The organism is Marinoscillum sp. HNIBRBA16962, assembly GCF_057801515.1.
On record NZ_CM173603.1, the window covers coordinates 4,128,515 to 4,145,953 of the forward strand.

Below are 17,439 nucleotides of genomic sequence, written 5' to 3' on the forward strand. Positions count from 1 at the left end.
AGATGAAAAAATCAACTAAGAAAAAATTATTAATAGGAGGTGGATTACTGGCTGCAACAGGATTTTTCTTAAGTACTAGGAAGATGACTCCAGAGAAATTATTAAGCAAGTACCCGGGACTCGATGAAATTTTTATGCGTTTTCGACAATACGATCAAGTAAACCAAAAAGCCTGGGAGGAAACTATTGAAAGTCATCTACTTTGGACAAAAGATCCAGAAAACGCAAAAAGTAATCCTGTAAGAGCAGCATACGCAGAGGCTATAAACTACGATCCAGCAGTTGCCACAGAGCATGCTAGGATCCTTGGAATAATAGCTTAAAAAAATGTCCTCCTTCCCCCCAGCATACTCCATCGTCCAGCAGCACGAGGGCGGTTACGTAAACGACCCGGATGATACCGGTGGTGAGACGTACAGGGGGATAGCGCGTAAGGTGTGGCCCTCCTGGGGTGGTTGGCGCCAGATTGACAACTGGAAGATCTGGCTCATGCTCCAGGAGGGCAGGCAGCCGCGTACCGGTGAGTTTGTCGCTGACAGCTACCAGTACGCTGGCCTCATAGACCAGGCCGTCAGGGACTTCTACCAGGAGCGCTGGCAGGATAGCCGGGCAGGCCAGATCAACAGCCAGGACGTAGCTAACGCCTACTTTGATCTGTACATCCTGAGCAGCCAGGCAGTAAAGACCCTGCAAGAGGCACTGAACAGTCTTCCCCCTTCGGGGGGAACTAAAGGGGGCATAGCGGTGGACAATGCCATAGGTCCGCAGACCATTAGCGCAGTAAACGCCGCTGATCCGGATGAGCTGCTCACCGCTTTTTATGAGCGGAGAAAGGAGTTTCACGAGGACATGGTCAGCCGGGGCATCGTCTCCGGAAAGTTTATGGAAGGCTGGCTCAAAAGGGCACGGGCTTTCCTCCCGGATATCATACCGGTACCGGATGTAGCAGACATCCCGAAAGCCGGGATAGCAGTGGTAACCATCATAGGTGGTTACTTTTTGTACAAAGCATATAAGAAACGGAGTGTTTCCCCCTGACGGGGGAAATGCCGAAAGGCAAAGGGGGCATGGAGTTCAAACAAAAACTAGACCGAGCAAAAATGGAAGCAATGGACAATCAAAAACAGCCACCTAAATGGCTAACAATTTTCCGGAGGCACTGGAAGCAGCTCAATGAGTTTTACATGCTCATCATCCTGCTGGGCGTGTGGCTTACATTTCCTACGTGGATCCGCGCACTTTACGGGGTCTTCTACCCGCTGGCAGACTTTCAGTTTGGCTTTAGTGACCCAGGCCTGCTCCAAAACATCGTGTATGGCCTGCTCTGCTTCTATGCAGCCGGGGCAGCGGCCTGGTGGGCGATCAAGTTTAGCTTTCCGCTGGCAGGCCGATGGCTGGATGACGTATTTGAAACCCGGGCATTTAAGGACCGCACGTTTAGCGCCGTGGACCGCTACCGGGCTAAGATCTTAATTACCCTCTACCTGGTACTCTTTGCGCTGGCCGCCTGGTGTATACTGAGCGTTCAGGCAGGGTATTTATAAAACTCAAATTTTAACTAAAACACAATACACCATGAAAAACACTATTTATTCCCTATTGATTATGATGCTGGCTTTTGTAGCCATACCCAATTTGACGCATGCGGAAAACAGCCCCCCGGGAGATCTCCGCGATTGCATTATTGAGGCGTCCTACGATGCAGTAGGCGAAATGGAAGTAACGCACAATTCCAGCCCGGTCATAGACCAGATGCTGGCCACCGTGCATTTTGAGCCGGGCGCCGCCTGGTGTGGAGCAGCCGTAGCCTATCACTACAGCCAGTGCATAGACACCGGCACCCTGGATAGCTACCTCACCATGCAAAAATGGGCTTATACACCTTATACATATAATCGAGCTCAATCCGAAAACAGCATACTGTATCAGCATGGCAAGTACACATTGAGTAAGCACCGGCGACCAGATAGAGCAGACGTATTTTGGATATACAATAGCAGGCTGGGCAGAGTAGCGCACACGGGCATTATTGATAACTGGCATCCGTACGGACGCATGGCCATTACCCTGGAGGGCAATACAAACATTGCAGGCAGCAGGGAAGGCGATGGCTTTCACGTGATGTACCGCGACAAACGGCAGATATACGCCGTGGCGGACATTTTAGCTAAACTTTAAAAATTTACCACCAAGCGCCAATGCACATGACCAGATTAGGGGAAATCACAGACGATCAGGCTTCTTACTATGTAGAAGCCACACTAAAGGCCCTGAAGCCAGGCACCGTGCATAGCTACCCGGAGGGTCCTGTCACGCGCGAGTACGAAACCGGCAGCATCGTCGGGGAAATACAAACGTGGGTAGTACGCTCCGGTGTAGTATGGTGGCAGCTCAAAGAAGGCGGCTGGGTACAGCATGCCGTCGGTAAGTTTGATCCTGACACCGCTAAAAACACCAGCCAGGGTAAGCGTGATGACCTGTTTTATTCGGCGCTGGATCCGGGAGGGTTTGACTTTGGCCTGCCGGACCCCGCTGATCTGAAAAAGTATGCCATCATAGGTGGCATCACCCTGCTCAGTGCAGGCGCTCTGTACGCTTACTTCAACTATCGCCGTATCAAAAAATTAGTAGAACCAAAAAAACAAACCCCATGAAATCAACTAACAAAGGAGGCACTAAAAAGACCTCACCACGAAACCAGCAAAAGGAAGGCAATCAGCAGCAGCCAGCTATCCAAAAGCAGCTGATAGCCTATGACCCTAAAGACCTGTCACTGCTCCAGGAGATAGGCGAAAGTCTGCAGGACAGTATATGGCCTGCTAATCGTCGAAAGGGCAGAAAATTACTTAATGCGCTAAACCAGGGCAGAGGCGTCACCGCCAACCTGCCCGTACAGCAGAAATAAAAAACCCCAGAAGATATGAATATCAACCAATTCAAAGAAAATCTAAACCCGGCCTGGCGATACAACCTGTACAGCCAGGACAATGAGCTACTGCACGATGGCCAGTCCAGTCCGCTGAGTGTAGGCACGCTAAACGGTGTACTGGAGGACCACCCCGACCTGGATGAACTGCAAGTAGTCGTATACCAGCCCAATGGCCGCAGAGAGACCGTAGACGGAGTGGAAAAACAAAAGTACCGGCAGAAAGACCGGTTTACAATCCCCCTTGTAAAGGGGCACTCCCCCCTTCAGGGGGGTGATCCTGACTTGTCAGGATCGGGGGGTGAATCTGCTCAGGAAGCCCATCAGCCAGAACCACCAGGTTCTGAGCCCGCCGCTCCACGCATGACCGGCCTTAATGCCGTCTTTGCCAACCCCGCCTCATCTTCGTTTTTCTACGAACAGGTAAAAAGCGAGCGTGACAAGCTGGAGCGAAAAGCCGAAGAGCAGGCCACGAAGATCGAGAAGCTAAAAGAGCAGATCCAGGGCTACAAGCTAGCTGAGATAGAGCACCGGCAAAAGGTGGATAAGCTGGAAGACCAGATCAAGGAAAAAGAATCTGAGGTCACCAAAGCAAAAGGATGGAGCGAAAAGCTCAACGGGATATTTGAACTCGCACAGCAAAATCCGGAGGGCGCCATGACGCTGATGAATGGGCTGGGCGAAAACCTGCGCAAGGGATTTGGCGGCAATGGCCAGGCAGCCCTGGCAGGCCCGGCCGATAAGAAGCTGTCTGATATCATCCAGTGGTACAACAGCCTGCCCACACCAGAGCACAAGCAGCTGGTGTATAGAGTGATCATAGGTCTGGCTAACTCCGGCGATGAAAAGTTTGCCGAAAATGCCCAGACCGTCATAGATCTGTTACCAACACCAAACCCCGACGCACATGCCCAGGCATCCTAAAGAAATAATGATCGAGTCAAACGATCTAAACGAACTGAATAGCAAAGCAGCTGCGTTGGCAAAACTCAGCTCTTTGAGCGTGAAAACCCTGAAATTCCTTTCAGGCCTCAATCTACCGGCAGCAGACCGGCAGCTTAGCAACGGACTAAACCAAATGGCACTCAAATCACTAATTAAATAGGATGGCGGTTAGTTGGTACAACGAGAAGGGGCGGGTCACCCGCATTGCACTGGCAGTGTCTGTAGGTATCAATATACTTATTGCAGCGTTGGGGTCTGTGAAAATGTATGATACTGACAGTCAGATCCGCTCCCTTCAAGTTGCCAATGACAGTCTGCACCAGGTCAATGAGCGCATAGCCGAGCAGATCCGGCGCGACAGCCTGGTGATCACGACGCTCTCGGGCGAGTCCGACCAGCTGTCTGACCAAATAGATGACATCCTGGATGATCAGTCTATCCATCCGGATTCATTGAGAAATGAAGTATTAAGGTTTTTAACACAAACACCATGAAAAAACTATTAGTAATATCCGGAATAGGAGCGCTGGCATACTTTGGGTGGAAAGCTTACCGGGACAATTACCAGGAAAGCATCATCACCATTCGGTCCAAAACAGCTGACTACATACTGGTAGAGCACAATGGACAGACCACGAAGGTTACAGCTGCCACAAACGTAAGCGTATCCACCTCCAAAGGTATGATCGATGTGAAATACGATCAGGGCAATGTCTACATAGATGGTGAACTGATAACCGAACCGGTAGTGAAACTTTGACCACAAAAGCCACCATACTGACCGCTTCAGCAGTAGCCCTCCTGGCCTATGCGGCATATCGCCGGTACCAGGATCCTGACGTGATACCTATGGGGCAGCTGCCTTTTGGCTTTAATGCCATGACCGTGCCTCCGGTGGGGATCTTCGTGCGCAAAGACCAGCTAAGCAACGGCAACCTGCTGGAGCATGAGAAGGTCCACTGGCGGCAGTTTCAGCAGCGCGGACTGCTCGGGTTTTACTCAGATTACTTTGGCCAGGCCTTTCGCTATGGCTATGACAATATGCCCATGGAGATAGAAGCCCGTGAGCTCGAAAGCGAGTACTGCAAGTGCCACTACACCGAGTGTGTACGCACCGGCCAGGCCTGCACCGTATCAAACCCAAAATTTTTAACAGCATAAAACAAAACCATGAAAAATCTAAAAGGAATAGGAATTGGAGCATTATTGGCAGTGGGTGTGGGGTCTTACTTTATAGCCAGGAAAATAGCCAACAATAACCCGACGGTTAAGATAGGCAAGCGAAATATCAAACTGGAAGTAGAGCGCTATGCCAGAAATTTTGAAGCAAGCCTTAGCGAAAATGACAGGAGGCTTTGGAATCTCGCGATGAACTCTGATGCACCCATAAATGATGCAGGCTTTGAAACGGCCATGGTCAGACTTGGCATGTCTGCAAATGAGATCGAGCGTACATACCAGCTTATTGAAACATTTCAAACCGGATATTTTAACTAAGCCATGCTAGACGCCATAAAAAGGATATTCGGATTTTATGACAGCCATGGGCTGAAGTACACTCCCGATCATTTATCGAACATTCAAAGGGAGATAGCTTTTTATCCGTTGGAAAAGCAGGCAAAATACGCCGATGGTATTTGTGTACAAAGGATCCACGACGATGAGTTTGTACATCAGCAGTTTGACAGCATCGATCCTGCCGATATGGACTATGGCAATTTAAATGCAACAGCCATCGGAAACATGGCCTATGTAGCACTTTACGCCAACAATGAAGCGATCAGATCCAAGGCTTTAAGTATTCTGAAAAACTTGCAGCATTATTTAAACCAGTTTAAGAGATGAAAACCAGATTTATAGACGTAGTAGGTTACAGGATATCGCAGGTTGTTGTATGGGATGGTAAGTGTAAAGACAATTACGATTACCACAGATGCGAAACCACGCTCCATGAGCAAGCTGATAAGCTGGAACTGGAAGGGTTTGAGGTGGATAAAAATATAAAAGTCACCTGCGATAAGTGTGGTAAGTCTATAGATTGGAAAACAGACAGAAGTCATGGAAGTCTGCCTAGTTTTAATTTGTGCAGATCCCGGATCTATGGCACCCAGTCCGGCAGACCTGAGCCGGGGGATATTTACTGGAACACCTGGTATCCGGAAAAAATGTATTGGGACAATCATAAAGGGCCTCACCTGCAAGTTGTTTTGCCCAATAACCAAACATGGATTGTGGATTCCAGAGCCAGCAACTGCACAATGCCTAAAGACAGGACTCATAGATGCTGGGTTCGTCATGGCAACCCGGAGACTGAGCCAGTAACCGTAGACAAAAACGGAACTACCTGTAATGCAGGATCCGGAAGTATATCAGTACCAGGATGGCATGGATTTTTAAGAAATGGGGAACTCGTAAAATGTTAAAAAATCATGACTATCTCTCAAAATAAACGACCTCAGATTCACATACAGCCACCCAACCCCCGGGACGTACTCAAATACGCCATGCTCACGGCTTTCATTTTGCTGGTTTTAGGCTTGTGCGCTGGGCAGGGGGGTGTTACTCCCCCTTTGAAGGGGGAAAGTTCCGATCTGAAAGAATCGGAACAGGGGGATGATCGTGCGGTGGTAAGTTCTCCGGCGGTGGATAAATCCCCCTTTGAAGGGGGTGCCCAAAGGGCGGGGGATGTAAGAGGGGTTCTCATTTTACCAAATGAGACCCACACCGCCTCCGACACCTCAGTGGTCCTCTCCTTCCAGGCTTTCACCGGCTACTACCTGGCACGCAAGCAGGCAGACAGCCTGAAGGTACTATTGCCACGCTTCCAGGAAGTAAACGACAGCCTGCGAGCGGTCTACCAAAAGACCATCCGGCAGTACAAAAGCCTGATCAGCAACCAAAGCGATATCATTCACAACCAAAATAAAATCACCGATAAGCTGACCAGTGAAAATAAGACACTCCGCAAAAACCTGCGCAAGCAAAAAATTAAAACCGGGCTGCTCACCGCAGGAAACATCATTGTTCCACTTCTATTCATTCTATTATGAAGACCATACACATCACACCAGAAGGCATCCCCTACAAAACAGATACCGATTGCGGCTGTGGCTGTGGCGGCCAGTGCGGTGGGAAGTCCCCCCTACAGGGGGGTGATCCTGACTTGTCAGGATCGGGGGGTGTAAGCCTACAAGGCCTCCCCTTCACCCTCACCCCCTCAGCCCGCACTGCCCTGATCAGCGCCGGTACCGGTGTCACGGCCTGGGCGATCTCCCGGGCCTACTTGCCAAAATACCAAACCCCCATCCTTATAGCCGGTGGAGCGCTTGGCACCATAGGCGGTGAGATATACAACAGCTACCTGAAAAGTAAGGAGGAAGCAGGCCTCGGGCAGCTGGGCGAGCCACTCACTACCATTCTCACCCTCGTATCTGTGACCAGCAAAATAGTAGCGGGCATTATAGCCAAAAAGAGGCAAAGAGAAGCTACCGTGGACATGATCGAAAAGATGGATAAGGCTATAGAAGATTTGGAAAAAACCATTCATCCGGCACTAGAGCAAAGAGACCAGCTGATCGTAAAACTTAACAAACTGCAATCAGGAAACACTCAGCCGGTTACAAAGGCTGATCTCCACAGTTTTCAGGAAAGGCAATGTATAGCTAAAGGAGGGAATTGGATAGAAACAAAATTTGACCTTGGTAACTATACGTGTACTTTTCCAAGGGGCGAAAGTTCCGGAGGCAGAACTTTGGACGAAGTATTACAAGCCAGAATCGAATTATACGAAATACGTAAGGCATTAGCCCAGCAGCTGATCAACGAGATCAAGCAGCTCAAAGCTAAGATTGCCAGCATAGAAGGCGCAGCAAGTGGTGGCGTAATAAACACAGCAAATGCAGGCATCCTGTTAGCTGCCCTGGCAGCGGCCGGATTGTTACTTAAAAAACCTAAAAACGACGTAAAGAAATGATTGGTACTATAGTAAATGACTTTTTAACGACAGCAGGTGTAGACCGGCTTACTTTCTTAAGTAACCGGCTTATGGCAGATCCTGACCGTTTACTGCCCGATGACGTTCAGGCCCGCATCAAAGTACTTGAAGGGTACATAAAGGAGCATCAGCAAAGACGGTCCGAAATAGGTGAAAAGTGTAATGATTTGCCTGATTACCTTAGGAAAAGATGCTACGACGGATTTAGGGATCAACTAAACAAGCTCGACCAGGCGATCATAGACACCCAGGCGGAGATAGATTGTCTGCGAGAGGGACGCAAGGACTGCAAATCTGTGCAAAACGTTCCCGTAAATTCAGGGGACAGCACAAGTGGGGGTAGCACTGATCCAGGCACGGTCACTGCAGGCGGCAACACCATGCTCTATGTCGGCATAGCGGCGGTGGCCGGGTTACTGCTATACCGCGGCATGAATGCACAGGATCCCCCTTCATTGTCCACCGGGAAGGGGAAAAAATCCAATACGTAAAGCAATGGATCAGGGGATATAGAAGATAAAAAACAAAGATCTAAAACGGGGAATAATATGGCACCGATCAACACAGCAAAAGAATCGCAAAAACTTATACTAAACTGGCTCTCCCGCCTGGCGATCATCGTGGTGGCTGTAGTGGGTTTTCTTATTAAAGACAAGCTCTCCGCCATGGACCGCCAGCGTGATCAGGCGGACGAAGACCGGAAGGAGATCCGCAACCAGATCAACCAGCTGCAGCAGCAGTCTGCCCGCACCGAAGAGCGCTATATTTACATCCAGAAAAGCCTGGAAGAGATCAAAGAAAAGCTGTAACCATGATCAAAGTACCCGGACCTGTGATCACCAATGCCAAACTGGGGCTTATGCTCCGAAAAAAACACGGACTCCTGTCATCCAGTCGCGTAGGGTACCGGATGGCAAAAAAGCTCGCCTCCGGAAAGATCACCAAGGCAGACCGGCAGAGGATGTCGCGGTACTTTCCCCGATGGGCCGCCAGGGATATGCAGGCCAACCCGCCAAACCTGATGTATGTAAACTGGCTGCTCTGGGGTGGAGATGAGGGCAGAAAGTGGAGTAAAGACAAGTAATAAAACATGACCCTGAAAATCTGAAAATAACCATATGACGCCACAGATCACCATCAATAAGCAAAAAAACGGGATAGAGATCACCTATACCACCAAACCGGATCTAGCCAAACGAAAACTGCTGGACAAAATGGGCTTTAACTGGAGCCCGAAGCATAACCGATGGTACAAAAAAGATATCGGCGGCTCCATCGCCGACTGGCTGGCTACCGGCAGGCGGATCTCACCTGACGAGTTTCTGATCATTACCCATACGGTAAAAGCAGCCACCAGCACCCTGCCCCCGCAACCCGAGCTAACCTGGCTCGCGCAGTCCCTTTCACAGATCAGCAGCACGGCGGATGCTCACGCTTTTGAGGTTAACATTTCCCCCGAGGGAAAAATCAAAATAGAAAGCCTCAGAAAGATCAGCCCTAAAAATCCCAAATCCGCAATCCGCAATCCGCAATCCCCAATCCCAAATCCCAAATCCCTCTACGGGCTGGAAGCATACCCGGCCGAAGCTGACCCCTACCAGGAGGCAGGCATGGCAGCGGTGGTAAACGATGACGTCTACCAGATGATCACAGACATGGTGCTCAAAACCATCGAGTCTAAAAAAGAGCTGGTGTGGCGAAAGCCCTGGGACTCCATAGAGCAGTATGGCATAGCCGCCAGCAACTACATCACCAAAAAGCCCTACCGGGGAGCCAATGCCTTTATGCTAAACTTCCTGGCCCCGATACTGCGCAAAAAGAAATGGACCGTTCCCTATTTTCTCACCTTCAACCAGGTGGAAAAACTGGGCGGCAAAGTAAAAAAAGGTGCCGAAGGGTACCCCGTCACTTACTTTCAGCTGGTGTACAAAAAAGGCAGCGAGCAGATCACCGAGCAGCAGTACTACCAGTACTTTGCCCGGTGCGCACAAGGCGAAGTGATCGAAAACGGCGAAAACGTCTGCAAAATACTCGATGAGTTTCCCATCCTGAGGTACTATAAGGTGTTCAATGCCGATGACATAGAGGGCATAGACTTCAAACTACCGAAGGTAAAGCCCCGCACATCGTTTGAGCGGATAGCCACAGCCGAGGCTATTATCCGGCACTACCCTACCCCCACGCCTGAGTATGTAGGCACCGATAAGACCGCTGCTTTTTACGTGCCGTCCACCGATCAGCTAAACATGCCTCCGGAGAGTTTCTTCCGGCAGGACCAGGGCTACTACAGCACCTACTTTCATGAGCTCATCCACAGCACCGGGCATCATAAGCGGCTGGACCGTGACCTGTCCGGAGCCTTTGGGTCCAAATCATACAGCTTTGAAGAGCTCATAGCCGAGCTCGGAGCTACATTTCTCTGTGGAGAGAGCGGCATCCTGTTTTTCACCCTCAACAATAGCGCCGCTTACGTGAAAAGCTGGAAAAAACGACTGGTAGGTGAGATGGAAAAAGACAACAAATTCTTTTTCAAAGCCGCCAGCCAGGCACAGGCCGCCGCAGACTATATGCTACAGCGAGATAAAGATGGGTTGCCTAAATATTTAAAAGTCACCACAAATCAAGCTAAGAAAGTGTCCCCCTCTGGAGGGGGTAAGGGGGAGGAAAAAAAGCGATCTCCCGCCAAAACAGGTATTGGCAAAAGAAGTGATTCCCCCTTTCCTAAAGGGGGCCAGGGGGATTCCTCAAAATCCCACAAGAAAGCAGCTAAGAAAAAGACTCCGGCACTAGCAGGATCTCCCCCCTCCGGGGAGGTCTCCCCCCTTCGGGGGCGGTCCGACGTTTCGGACGGAAGGGGGGCCTTCCCCACCGAAATCACCGTCATAGAACACCGGCCAATTGCCAGAAAAGAGCCACCGCCCAGCGGTGTGGCAGGACCCGTTTTCCAAAACACCGCCGACATGGACAGCATAGAAGCTCCGGAAAGCTTCCGGCTCCTGCCTGCCAATCCCCTCTATGACTTCATCCAGCGGATGCAGCGCTTTCGCCAGGCGATTTTGATCGAGGGGCCTACCCATACGGGTAAGTCAGAGGTCAAAAACCAGCTGATCAATGCCTTTGCTGAGCTGGGCTTGTCTGTGGCTAACTTCGACTGGGAGCATGGCGGACTGGAGAGCAGAGATACCCGGGAAAGCATCAACCGCAATATCCCAAAGGAAAACAGGCAGTACATCCAGACAACCGGGTACCTACCTGGTAGCATGGACGAGCTCAATAAGCTCATGAAGCAGTTTGACGTGGGGGTTTTCGACTCCTGGAATAAGTTTATGGACAAAGCCAGGCTAAAAGGAGGCAGCTTTGATGAGTTCAGGATGCAAAACCCGGATAAGATACTGATAGGGATCTTTCAGCTGCGGGATGATGGTAAAACCCGCGGCGGATCCGGTCCCGGATATGACAGCCCGGTGATCATCGAGACTGGTACAGACGGCCACAATCACAAAGATAAGTGGGCCTACCTCAGAAAAAGCCGCGGCAACCGGCTGGGGTTAAAGTACTACCCGGCCACTAAAAAAATCGTCTGGCCAGAAAAGGATTCAAAAACTTAAATAAAAGATCGATCATGAAAAAGTCTGATTCAAAAAAATCAAATAGTGGCTGGTTAATCGCCGGTGGTTTAGCAGTAGCGGGGTTTTTTATTGCAAAAGCACTAAAAGCCAAAAACACCCCGGTACCTTCTGATAGTGATATCGATAGTGACTTTTTGGCCGCTGATGCAGGATCAAATCAATTCTTACCGGATGAATCCATTAGAAGCATACTTATCACAAATTTTGATTCCGTATGGGACTATAAAATGGAAAAACCTAGCGGCAGATGGTACGTCCGGAAAAAAGGCGCCACCCAATGGATCTTAATGAGTGATGCCCTTACCCCGTCACAGTATGCCATAGCTAAAGACAGGCTTGAAGATCACATGCATTATAATATGCGTGTGGCCTATTCATAAAACCTGTACTTTAGGCCAATCTTTAAGCCAATAATAGCTACAGGTTGATCATAGTTTTCATAAGCGGTAGTAGCTCCTATAAGGTCTAATCCGCTTATAAATCCAAAGTTTGGAACAAAAAAGTAATCGTATTGAATCCTGAGTGAGTAGGCAAATCCAAGCTCCGAATCTTCGGATTCATAACGATCGCCGCTTAAGGGAATATAAAATTCAGGGGATGATCCAGCCATGCCCCCAATTCCTGCATGAACTCTAAAATCATGCTTTTCTGTTTGTTTTCCTACTGTGGGACCTATCAAAAAATATCCGTTAATCCACGGATCTACAATGATATCACTACTGGTAAATACCCCGTTGCTTTCTGCTGCAAAACTTACCTCATCAAAGGGGTTGATCGATGCACCCCATAAAATACTAATCCCATACTCTTCATTTATATTATAAGCCAGTTCCAGGTTGTAATATGATCCCATATTGGCATAGCCGCTTTCATCATCATCGCTATCAGTGGCGGAAAATTCAGCTATTGGGAAGCTAGTGCCTCCGGTTAGTCCTATAGAAAATTGACCGTAGCAGTTGACCATAGCGGTCATACAAATAATAAAAGTTAATCTTTTCATGACAGTGATTTTTGGTTATAAGTGGTGAATAATTTACAAAATTCAGGCCAGTTGAGGTTTTTAGCTAAAAAATAGGCTCAGGGTACCACCCCTGAGCCCGCACAATACACCAATAAGCCCACGCAAACGCGACCCTATTGGATGCCTTTTAGTTTTTTTGGGTGTAAATCTTATATTTGGTACTTCCATTGCTCTGTCTGATCATTATTAGCCAGTTTGCTTCAGCTGTAGCTGAGACTGGCACCGGTCCAGCTGGTTTTTCAAAAAATCGATCTGCCCCTCCAGGTTACGGATATTGCGCAGATGCGCCTCATCCAGCAGCTTATACACATCGTCATCCCGCATATCGCTTTTAGGATGATACGGCGCACGAGGTTCCTCTGCTATGAAAGGCTGCTCGGTTTTCCCAAATAATAGTTCATCCACGGTACACTCAAAGAATCTAGCTATCGAAACTAAAATTTCTAACCCTGGCTTTTTGGTGCCACGCTCATAGTCAGTTACCAATCCGCTTGAAATACCAATCTGATCAGCAAACTGTGATTTGTTCAGCCGATTGGATTCACGCTTTAAGCGAATGTTTTCAGACAGTATCGTAAAAAAATCACTCAATAGTCAAAAATATTTTCTCAATTGTTTGGTTTTCCCACCAATGGTTTTAATATTTGTCCTGTCGGACCGGAATAAAGTCTAATATAATAGGAGCCAATTCCTATGCCAAAGGAATTTCAGTAAAAAATAAAGGTATCCTGACGGAGCCCGCACAATACACCAATAAACCCATGCCAAATGGTACAAGTAAAAGAGTTTACCCATAAGTACAGCACCCTGAAAGTGCGCTACCACGCACTGAACCGGGCGCAGCAGAAGCAGCTGCGCCTGCTCTTCGAGACCAAGCTGCGCAAGCCGGTCAGCAAATCGGTCTTTTATGCCCTCCTGGCTAAGCCCATAGACGAGCTGCGGCAGGAGCCCGTGGAGCGCATCCAGCTCCTGGCAGACTACTTCGGCTGCACCATAGATGAGATTTTTGAAGACGAAAAGCTACAGGTAGCATGAGCACATACCAGCAAGCAGCGGCCAGTGTAAAAGAAAAGCTCAGCGATATGCAGATGCGCTTCCAGCTAAAGGTCTACCACGACCTGCAAAATGCCGCAAAGGCCAGTGATCCGGAGGCCAGCAAGATCCTAAACAAAGCCCTGGACGATCTGGAAAATGAAGCCTCAGACCTTTTTGAGCTTATCCATGACACACGCTACGCCCTGGAAGACACGGCCTTTGATCACGAATCCAAAAGCAACCAGTCATGCCCGTAAAACATCAAAAACATAGTCCCTCCGACCTTTCTCATGTGGATTTTCAGGCGGTAATTCATACGGAGGGACTACCTAACTCCCCCATGCAAACAGAAGACCTCCACAACACCGATCATATACGGACCAGCTCCGGCCTGTACGTCAATGTCTTTGACCCCCACCCGGACACCATCATCATAGAGGACATAGCCCATGCCCTCTCCCACCTGTGCCGGTTTGGCGGGCATTTGCCACGCTTTTACAGTGTAGCACAGCACAGCATCCGTGCCGCTCAGCTCCTGGAGGGTACCCTTTGGGAGCTGACAGGCCTGCTGCATGAAGTCACAGAGGCTTACCTGCTGGACATGCCCTCGCCTATCAAAAAGCGGCTGCCAGACTATAAGAAAATAGAGGCCCGGCTGATGCGCGTCATTTTTAAAAAGTTTGGCCTCCGGTACCCCATGCACCCGGAAGTGAAGCGTGTAGACCGGGTGCTTTTGGAGGAAGAGTGGAGCAGCTTGTTTATCAAAAACGACCCGCACTTTATGTGCTACTCCCCTGAGCTGGCTAAGCACGAGTTTTTGAAAAAATTTTATGCCCTGGATAGTAAACGCGGCAGATCATGACCACCACACGCCCCCCACGTATTTCCACCAAAAACCACCCGGCACAGGGACAGCGCCTGTACGCCACCCTTATGGGCTTTGTCCGGTGGAAAGAACGAATGATCAGGGAAAACTACACTTCAAACAAAATGCGCCAGCTAAAGGCCATAACCACCATCCGCAAGCGGCTGGCGCATTTCCCTGATCGCAGCGCCCAGGTGATGATCAACCACTACCACCTGCTGCATGATGAGATCTGTATTCTGCTGCCCGGGGATGCCAGCGAGTACCAGGCTAAGCGCCGGGAGCTCCTGGACCTGCTGCACATGGCTAAAAGAAATCATACATGCTGGATGTAAAAGGCAATGCCAGCATGTACCACCACGGCAATACGCGGCTATATTTCTTCATGCTGAGAGAGCTGCAGGTGAGTGCCGTGGCAGCGAAGATTGACGGCCGCATACTGGCCGTAAAACCATCCGCTTACCAGGAGTGGCAAGGCGATGACATACACGCCATGATCAGCCACCTCACACAGCGGGGATTTGAGTACGAAATTATTTGAAAACCAAAAGCAACAATACACCAATGAGACACCAACAAAAACCAGACCCCGTAGCAGTCACGCTGCTGCTGCTCTTTGCCATCTTCACGATCATCTGCTGCTTATTCATCCGGCAGATCGCCTGGCTGTGGGTCACCTACGTAGACCTGGGATTTGAAGGCTTTGCCACCACGTGGTTTGTGCTCCTGGTCCTTACCATGCTGGTGATCAGAATCATCCATACCCGCTCCACGCCATGAAGAGACTAACGATACTCATACTCGTCATTACAGTGCTGCTTAGCTCATGCGCGGTGCGTAAGCCGCGGCATCTTAAGCACGGAGGCTCAGACACCTGCGCCAGCGAAAAGAAAAAGCACTTTTTAACACACGGACAAATTTGATTTTTTTTTAACCAATAACCCCCCAATACCAATGAAACAGATCCATTCTAAAGTTTACCCATCAAATCAGGACACTGTAAAAGTACACGAAGATGATACCTACGGTGGAGCTCACAAATACCAGTTTCAAGAATGCACGGGCTTCCATAAAGGCCAGACACGCTATGTAGATTCTGTGCAGGAAATCAAGTTTGTGAAAAAGGAAGTAGACGGTAGTATCACGCCTGGACTTCAATCCGAGCAATTACTTATCGCGCTGATCGATCGTACTCAAAAGCTGAATCATAAGTTTCCTTGCAGGGAAAATTCGCTGGCAATCACAAAAATGGAAGAGGCATTGATGTGGTTTCAAAAACGAGTACAGGACCGCATAGAGCGAAATGTAATGGGCGACCTGAAAAAGTAAGGGGTGAGACCTAAACTAACATTCAGAGCGGTGTCCACTCGTGCCGCTGGCTTAGTAGGGCTAACGAGTGATTAAATAAGCCCTTGGTCTCATTCTCAATTATAAATTCTCAATTATGAAAAAGCTACTCATAGCATTACTTCTAATCGCACTGGCCGGATGCCAGGCATCCAGAGTGCGAAGCGTAAAGACACCCCTTATAGTGGTGGCAATAGACCCCGACTACACCGGACACGTGACCGTCCGCGACCTGGACGGTAACCTCTACAGCTACGCCGGAGCAGACAGCCCCTTTGGCGCCTCCGTGATCAAAACCTATCACCCTGGAGATACTATAAAGTGATGGATAATAAGAAACTAGAGGATCAATTTAAAAGGGCAAAGTTGAGTTTTTGTAACTACGAAAATTTTAAAAAGAACTGCCTCATTGCTGTTGAGTTTGACCAAAAATCAGATACAGAAACCATTGAGCAGACATTGCAAGACTGGTATGTCATTTATAGGGAATCATATACGGATAACCCCATTAAATGGATAAAAGAGCACTTAACAGGTGTTTCAAGAGACACCCATAATTATTGGCTATCTGATAGAGGTATCGCCCTATTGGACTTTATGAGGCATCAGGTAAATCTCTCAAACATTTTAAGTGATGCAAAAAACGTCTAAAACACTATCAGGATATCTGGCAGTATACCCGGGCGGCGGTGTGCTTTGGTTTCCGTCCATAGATGGGATACGGGAGTATTACGGCACTGTCACCACTGATATAGTAGACATCATAGACCTTTCTGATCACGACATAGAATATGCCGGTGAAGGAATGGACCTTTTGCACAAACCAAAACCCCCAACAAAATGAGCAAAATAGAGTGGACCGATGAGACCTGGAACCCCATCACCGGCTGCACCAAGGTAAGCCCGGGCTGTGAGCACTGCTACGCCATGCACATGAGCCACCGGCTGGCAGGTATAGCGAGGGCCAAGTCCTCCCTGGAGGGAGGTGCCCGCAGGGCGGAGGGTGTAAAAAAGTACGAAGGCACCACCCGTAAAACTGCCGGTGGCCAGGTACAGTGGACAGGAGTAGTGAAAACACACCCTGACCAACTCCATATCCCACTAAAATGGAAAAAGCCACGCATGATCTTCGTGGAAAGCATGGGAGATCTGTTTCATGAAGAGGTGCCATTTGATTTTATAGCTGCTGTATTTGGCGTGATGGCTGGTTGTAAACACCACACCTTCCAGGTACTCACCAAGCGCATTGATCGGGCCGTGGAGTTTTTTGAGTGGCTCCATTTTGGAATAGACAATCATCCCCTGAAGTGTATCAGGTTTGCAAATAGCACTATGCCTGATCATGTCATTCTCAGTGACACGAATAGACACTGGCCCCTTCCCAATGTATGGATCGGTACCAGTGTAGAGGACCAGGAGCAGGCAAACAAGCGGATCCCCTACCTGCTCAAAGTACCGGCAGCTGTGCGGTTTCTCAGCTGCGAACCGCTGCTGGGTCCGGTGGATCTGCAAATGGTAGACCAGTACAAACAGTTTTGGCTGCCTGATTCTGAATATGATATAGATGGATGTCCTCACATCGACTGGGTTATTGTTGGCGGTGAATCCGGCCACCAGGCCCGCCCCATGCACCCCGAATGGGTCCGTTCCGGGATAATTCCACATTAAAACCATTTC

At 49.1% G+C, this 17,439-nt stretch carries 34 protein-coding genes; 32 read left to right on the forward strand and 2 right to left on the reverse strand.

Annotated features, from left to right (window positions below):
• The first annotated feature begins 2 nt into the window (after window positions 1–2).
• From AC3E9V_RS17040 to AC3E9V_RS17140, 21 genes are all read left to right on the forward strand, one after another.
• Window positions 3–323: a hypothetical protein gene (locus tag AC3E9V_RS17040; RefSeq protein WP_488749348.1), complete on the forward strand. Its 321-nt coding sequence runs from the start codon at window positions 3–5 to the stop codon at window positions 321–323.
• Between the two features lie 4 nt (window positions 324–327).
• Complete coding sequence (locus tag AC3E9V_RS17045) at window positions 328–1,038, forward strand: glycoside hydrolase family 108 protein (protein ID WP_488749349.1); 711 nt, start codon at window positions 328–330, stop codon at window positions 1,036–1,038.
• Between the two features lie 71 nt (window positions 1,039–1,109).
• Window positions 1,110–1,544, forward strand: a complete 435-nt coding sequence (locus AC3E9V_RS17050) for a hypothetical protein (protein ID WP_488749350.1) — start codon at window positions 1,110–1,112, stop codon at window positions 1,542–1,544.
• 31 nt (window positions 1,545–1,575) lie between these two features.
• Window positions 1,576–2,178, forward strand: coding sequence for a hypothetical protein (locus tag AC3E9V_RS17055; protein WP_488749351.1), 603 nt, complete (start codon window positions 1,576–1,578; stop codon window positions 2,176–2,178).
• Between the two features lie 26 nt (window positions 2,179–2,204).
• Window positions 2,205–2,654: a hypothetical protein gene (locus tag AC3E9V_RS17060; protein ID WP_488749352.1), complete on the forward strand. Its 450-nt coding sequence runs from the start codon at window positions 2,205–2,207 to the stop codon at window positions 2,652–2,654.
• A complete protein-coding gene (locus AC3E9V_RS17065) occupies window positions 2,651–2,905 on the forward strand; it encodes a hypothetical protein (protein WP_488749353.1) in 255 nt (84 codons plus the stop codon). Before AC3E9V_RS17060 ends, AC3E9V_RS17065 begins: the two co-directional genes overlap by 4 nt.
• Before the next feature lie 15 nt (window positions 2,906–2,920).
• Window positions 2,921–3,850: a hypothetical protein gene (locus tag AC3E9V_RS17070; RefSeq protein WP_488749354.1), complete on the forward strand. Its 930-nt coding sequence runs from the start codon at window positions 2,921–2,923 to the stop codon at window positions 3,848–3,850.
• On the forward strand, window positions 3,834–4,031 hold the full coding sequence (locus AC3E9V_RS17075; protein ID WP_488749355.1) for a hypothetical protein: 198 nt from the start codon (window positions 3,834–3,836) through the stop codon (window positions 4,029–4,031). Before AC3E9V_RS17070 ends, AC3E9V_RS17075 begins: the two co-directional genes overlap by 17 nt.
• 1 nt (window position 4,032) lies before the next feature.
• Window positions 4,033–4,365: a hypothetical protein gene (locus tag AC3E9V_RS17080; RefSeq protein WP_488749356.1), complete on the forward strand. Its 333-nt coding sequence runs from the start codon at window positions 4,033–4,035 to the stop codon at window positions 4,363–4,365.
• Window positions 4,362–4,631: a hypothetical protein gene (locus AC3E9V_RS17085; RefSeq protein ID WP_488749357.1), complete on the forward strand. Its 270-nt coding sequence runs from the start codon at window positions 4,362–4,364 to the stop codon at window positions 4,629–4,631. Before AC3E9V_RS17080 ends, AC3E9V_RS17085 begins: the two co-directional genes overlap by 4 nt.
• Window positions 4,628–5,032: a hypothetical protein gene (locus AC3E9V_RS17090; protein ID WP_488749358.1), complete on the forward strand. Its 405-nt coding sequence runs from the start codon at window positions 4,628–4,630 to the stop codon at window positions 5,030–5,032. Before AC3E9V_RS17085 ends, AC3E9V_RS17090 begins: the two co-directional genes overlap by 4 nt.
• 9 nt (window positions 5,033–5,041) lie before the next feature.
• Complete coding sequence (locus AC3E9V_RS17095) at window positions 5,042–5,368, forward strand: hypothetical protein (RefSeq protein ID WP_488749359.1); 327 nt, start codon at window positions 5,042–5,044, stop codon at window positions 5,366–5,368.
• A 3-nt stretch (window positions 5,369–5,371) separates the two neighbouring features.
• Window positions 5,372–5,716, forward strand: a complete 345-nt coding sequence (locus AC3E9V_RS17100; RefSeq protein ID WP_488749360.1) for a hypothetical protein — start codon at window positions 5,372–5,374, stop codon at window positions 5,714–5,716.
• A complete protein-coding gene (locus tag AC3E9V_RS17105) occupies window positions 5,713–6,294 on the forward strand; it encodes a hypothetical protein (protein ID WP_488749361.1) in 582 nt (193 codons plus the stop codon). The genes AC3E9V_RS17100 and AC3E9V_RS17105 overlap by 4 nt, the downstream gene beginning before the upstream one ends.
• A 6-nt stretch (window positions 6,295–6,300) precedes the next feature.
• Window positions 6,301–6,921 carry a hypothetical protein gene (locus AC3E9V_RS17110; protein ID WP_488749362.1) on the forward strand — a complete coding sequence of 207 codons (621 nt, stop codon included), beginning with the start codon at window positions 6,301–6,303 and terminating at the stop codon, window positions 6,919–6,921.
• Window positions 6,918–7,844, forward strand: a complete 927-nt coding sequence (locus tag AC3E9V_RS17115) for a hypothetical protein (RefSeq protein WP_488749363.1) — start codon at window positions 6,918–6,920, stop codon at window positions 7,842–7,844. Before AC3E9V_RS17110 ends, AC3E9V_RS17115 begins: the two co-directional genes overlap by 4 nt.
• Window positions 7,841–8,356 (forward strand): hypothetical protein, encoded by a 516-nt coding sequence (locus AC3E9V_RS17120; protein ID WP_488749364.1) that lies wholly within the window; start codon window positions 7,841–7,843, stop codon window positions 8,354–8,356. Before AC3E9V_RS17115 ends, AC3E9V_RS17120 begins: the two co-directional genes overlap by 4 nt.
• A 57-nt stretch (window positions 8,357–8,413) precedes the next feature.
• The gene (locus AC3E9V_RS17125; RefSeq protein ID WP_488749365.1) at window positions 8,414–8,674 is read left to right on the forward strand and encodes a hypothetical protein; all 261 of its coding nucleotides are present in this window, start codon (window positions 8,414–8,416) and stop codon (window positions 8,672–8,674) included.
• A 2-nt stretch (window positions 8,675–8,676) separates the two neighbouring features.
• On the forward strand, window positions 8,677–8,949 hold the full coding sequence (locus tag AC3E9V_RS17130) for a hypothetical protein (RefSeq protein ID WP_488749366.1): 273 nt from the start codon (window positions 8,677–8,679) through the stop codon (window positions 8,947–8,949).
• A 34-nt stretch (window positions 8,950–8,983) separates the two neighbouring features.
• Window positions 8,984–11,473 (forward strand): ArdC family protein, encoded by a 2,490-nt coding sequence (locus AC3E9V_RS17135; protein ID WP_488749367.1) that lies wholly within the window; start codon window positions 8,984–8,986, stop codon window positions 11,471–11,473.
• 14 nt (window positions 11,474–11,487) lie between these two features.
• Window positions 11,488–11,874 carry a hypothetical protein gene (locus AC3E9V_RS17140; protein WP_488749368.1) on the forward strand — a complete coding sequence of 129 codons (387 nt, stop codon included), beginning with the start codon at window positions 11,488–11,490 and terminating at the stop codon, window positions 11,872–11,874.
• Here AC3E9V_RS17140 and AC3E9V_RS17145 read toward each other — a convergent pair.
• Together AC3E9V_RS17145 and AC3E9V_RS17150 are read right to left on the reverse strand one after the other, a co-directional pair.
• The gene (locus AC3E9V_RS17145; RefSeq protein WP_488749369.1) at window positions 11,865–12,494 is read right to left on the reverse strand and encodes a hypothetical protein; all 630 of its coding nucleotides are present in this window, start codon (window positions 12,492–12,494) and stop codon (window positions 11,865–11,867) included. The two genes, AC3E9V_RS17140 and AC3E9V_RS17145, sit on opposite strands and share 10 nt — an antisense overlap.
• A gap of 207 nt (window positions 12,495–12,701) precedes the next feature.
• Window positions 12,702–13,106, reverse strand: coding sequence for a helix-turn-helix domain-containing protein (locus tag AC3E9V_RS17150; RefSeq protein WP_488749370.1), 405 nt, complete (start codon window positions 13,104–13,106; stop codon window positions 12,702–12,704).
• A 177-nt stretch (window positions 13,107–13,283) separates the two neighbouring features.
• Between AC3E9V_RS17150 and AC3E9V_RS17155 the strand changes: the two genes are divergently transcribed.
• The 11 genes from AC3E9V_RS17155 to AC3E9V_RS17205 all read left to right on the forward strand — a co-directional run bounded on the left by AC3E9V_RS17155 (window position 13,284) and on the right by AC3E9V_RS17205 (window position 17,430).
• Window positions 13,284–13,550: a hypothetical protein gene (locus tag AC3E9V_RS17155; RefSeq protein WP_488749371.1), complete on the forward strand. Its 267-nt coding sequence runs from the start codon at window positions 13,284–13,286 to the stop codon at window positions 13,548–13,550.
• Window positions 13,547–13,807: a hypothetical protein gene (locus AC3E9V_RS17160; RefSeq protein WP_488749372.1), complete on the forward strand. Its 261-nt coding sequence runs from the start codon at window positions 13,547–13,549 to the stop codon at window positions 13,805–13,807. The genes AC3E9V_RS17155 and AC3E9V_RS17160 overlap by 4 nt, the downstream gene beginning before the upstream one ends.
• A complete protein-coding gene (locus AC3E9V_RS17165; RefSeq protein WP_488749373.1) occupies window positions 13,798–14,412 on the forward strand; it encodes a hypothetical protein in 615 nt (204 codons plus the stop codon). The genes AC3E9V_RS17160 and AC3E9V_RS17165 overlap by 10 nt, the downstream gene beginning before the upstream one ends.
• Window positions 14,409–14,750 carry a hypothetical protein gene (locus tag AC3E9V_RS17170; protein WP_488749374.1) on the forward strand — a complete coding sequence of 114 codons (342 nt, stop codon included), beginning with the start codon at window positions 14,409–14,411 and terminating at the stop codon, window positions 14,748–14,750. Before AC3E9V_RS17165 ends, AC3E9V_RS17170 begins: the two co-directional genes overlap by 4 nt.
• Before the next feature lie 14 nt (window positions 14,751–14,764).
• Complete coding sequence (locus AC3E9V_RS17175) at window positions 14,765–14,956, forward strand: hypothetical protein (protein ID WP_488749375.1); 192 nt, start codon at window positions 14,765–14,767, stop codon at window positions 14,954–14,956.
• Window positions 14,957–14,979: 23 nt separating this feature from the next.
• The gene (locus tag AC3E9V_RS17180; protein WP_488749376.1) at window positions 14,980–15,195 is read left to right on the forward strand and encodes a hypothetical protein; all 216 of its coding nucleotides are present in this window, start codon (window positions 14,980–14,982) and stop codon (window positions 15,193–15,195) included.
• A 174-nt stretch (window positions 15,196–15,369) separates the two neighbouring features.
• On the forward strand, window positions 15,370–15,744 hold the full coding sequence (locus tag AC3E9V_RS17185; protein ID WP_488749377.1) for an Acb2/Tad1 domain-containing protein: 375 nt from the start codon (window positions 15,370–15,372) through the stop codon (window positions 15,742–15,744).
• Between the two features lie 115 nt (window positions 15,745–15,859).
• On the forward strand, window positions 15,860–16,087 hold the full coding sequence (locus AC3E9V_RS17190; RefSeq protein ID WP_488749378.1) for a hypothetical protein: 228 nt from the start codon (window positions 15,860–15,862) through the stop codon (window positions 16,085–16,087).
• A complete protein-coding gene (locus tag AC3E9V_RS17195; protein WP_488749379.1) occupies window positions 16,087–16,413 on the forward strand; it encodes a hypothetical protein in 327 nt (108 codons plus the stop codon). The genes AC3E9V_RS17190 and AC3E9V_RS17195 overlap by 1 nt, the downstream gene beginning before the upstream one ends.
• Window positions 16,397–16,606: a hypothetical protein gene (locus AC3E9V_RS17200; protein WP_488749380.1), complete on the forward strand. Its 210-nt coding sequence runs from the start codon at window positions 16,397–16,399 to the stop codon at window positions 16,604–16,606. Before AC3E9V_RS17195 ends, AC3E9V_RS17200 begins: the two co-directional genes overlap by 17 nt.
• Complete coding sequence (locus tag AC3E9V_RS17205; RefSeq protein WP_488749381.1) at window positions 16,603–17,430, forward strand: phage Gp37/Gp68 family protein; 828 nt, start codon at window positions 16,603–16,605, stop codon at window positions 17,428–17,430. The genes AC3E9V_RS17200 and AC3E9V_RS17205 overlap by 4 nt, the downstream gene beginning before the upstream one ends.
• The last annotated feature ends 9 nt before the right edge of the window (window positions 17,431–17,439 follow it).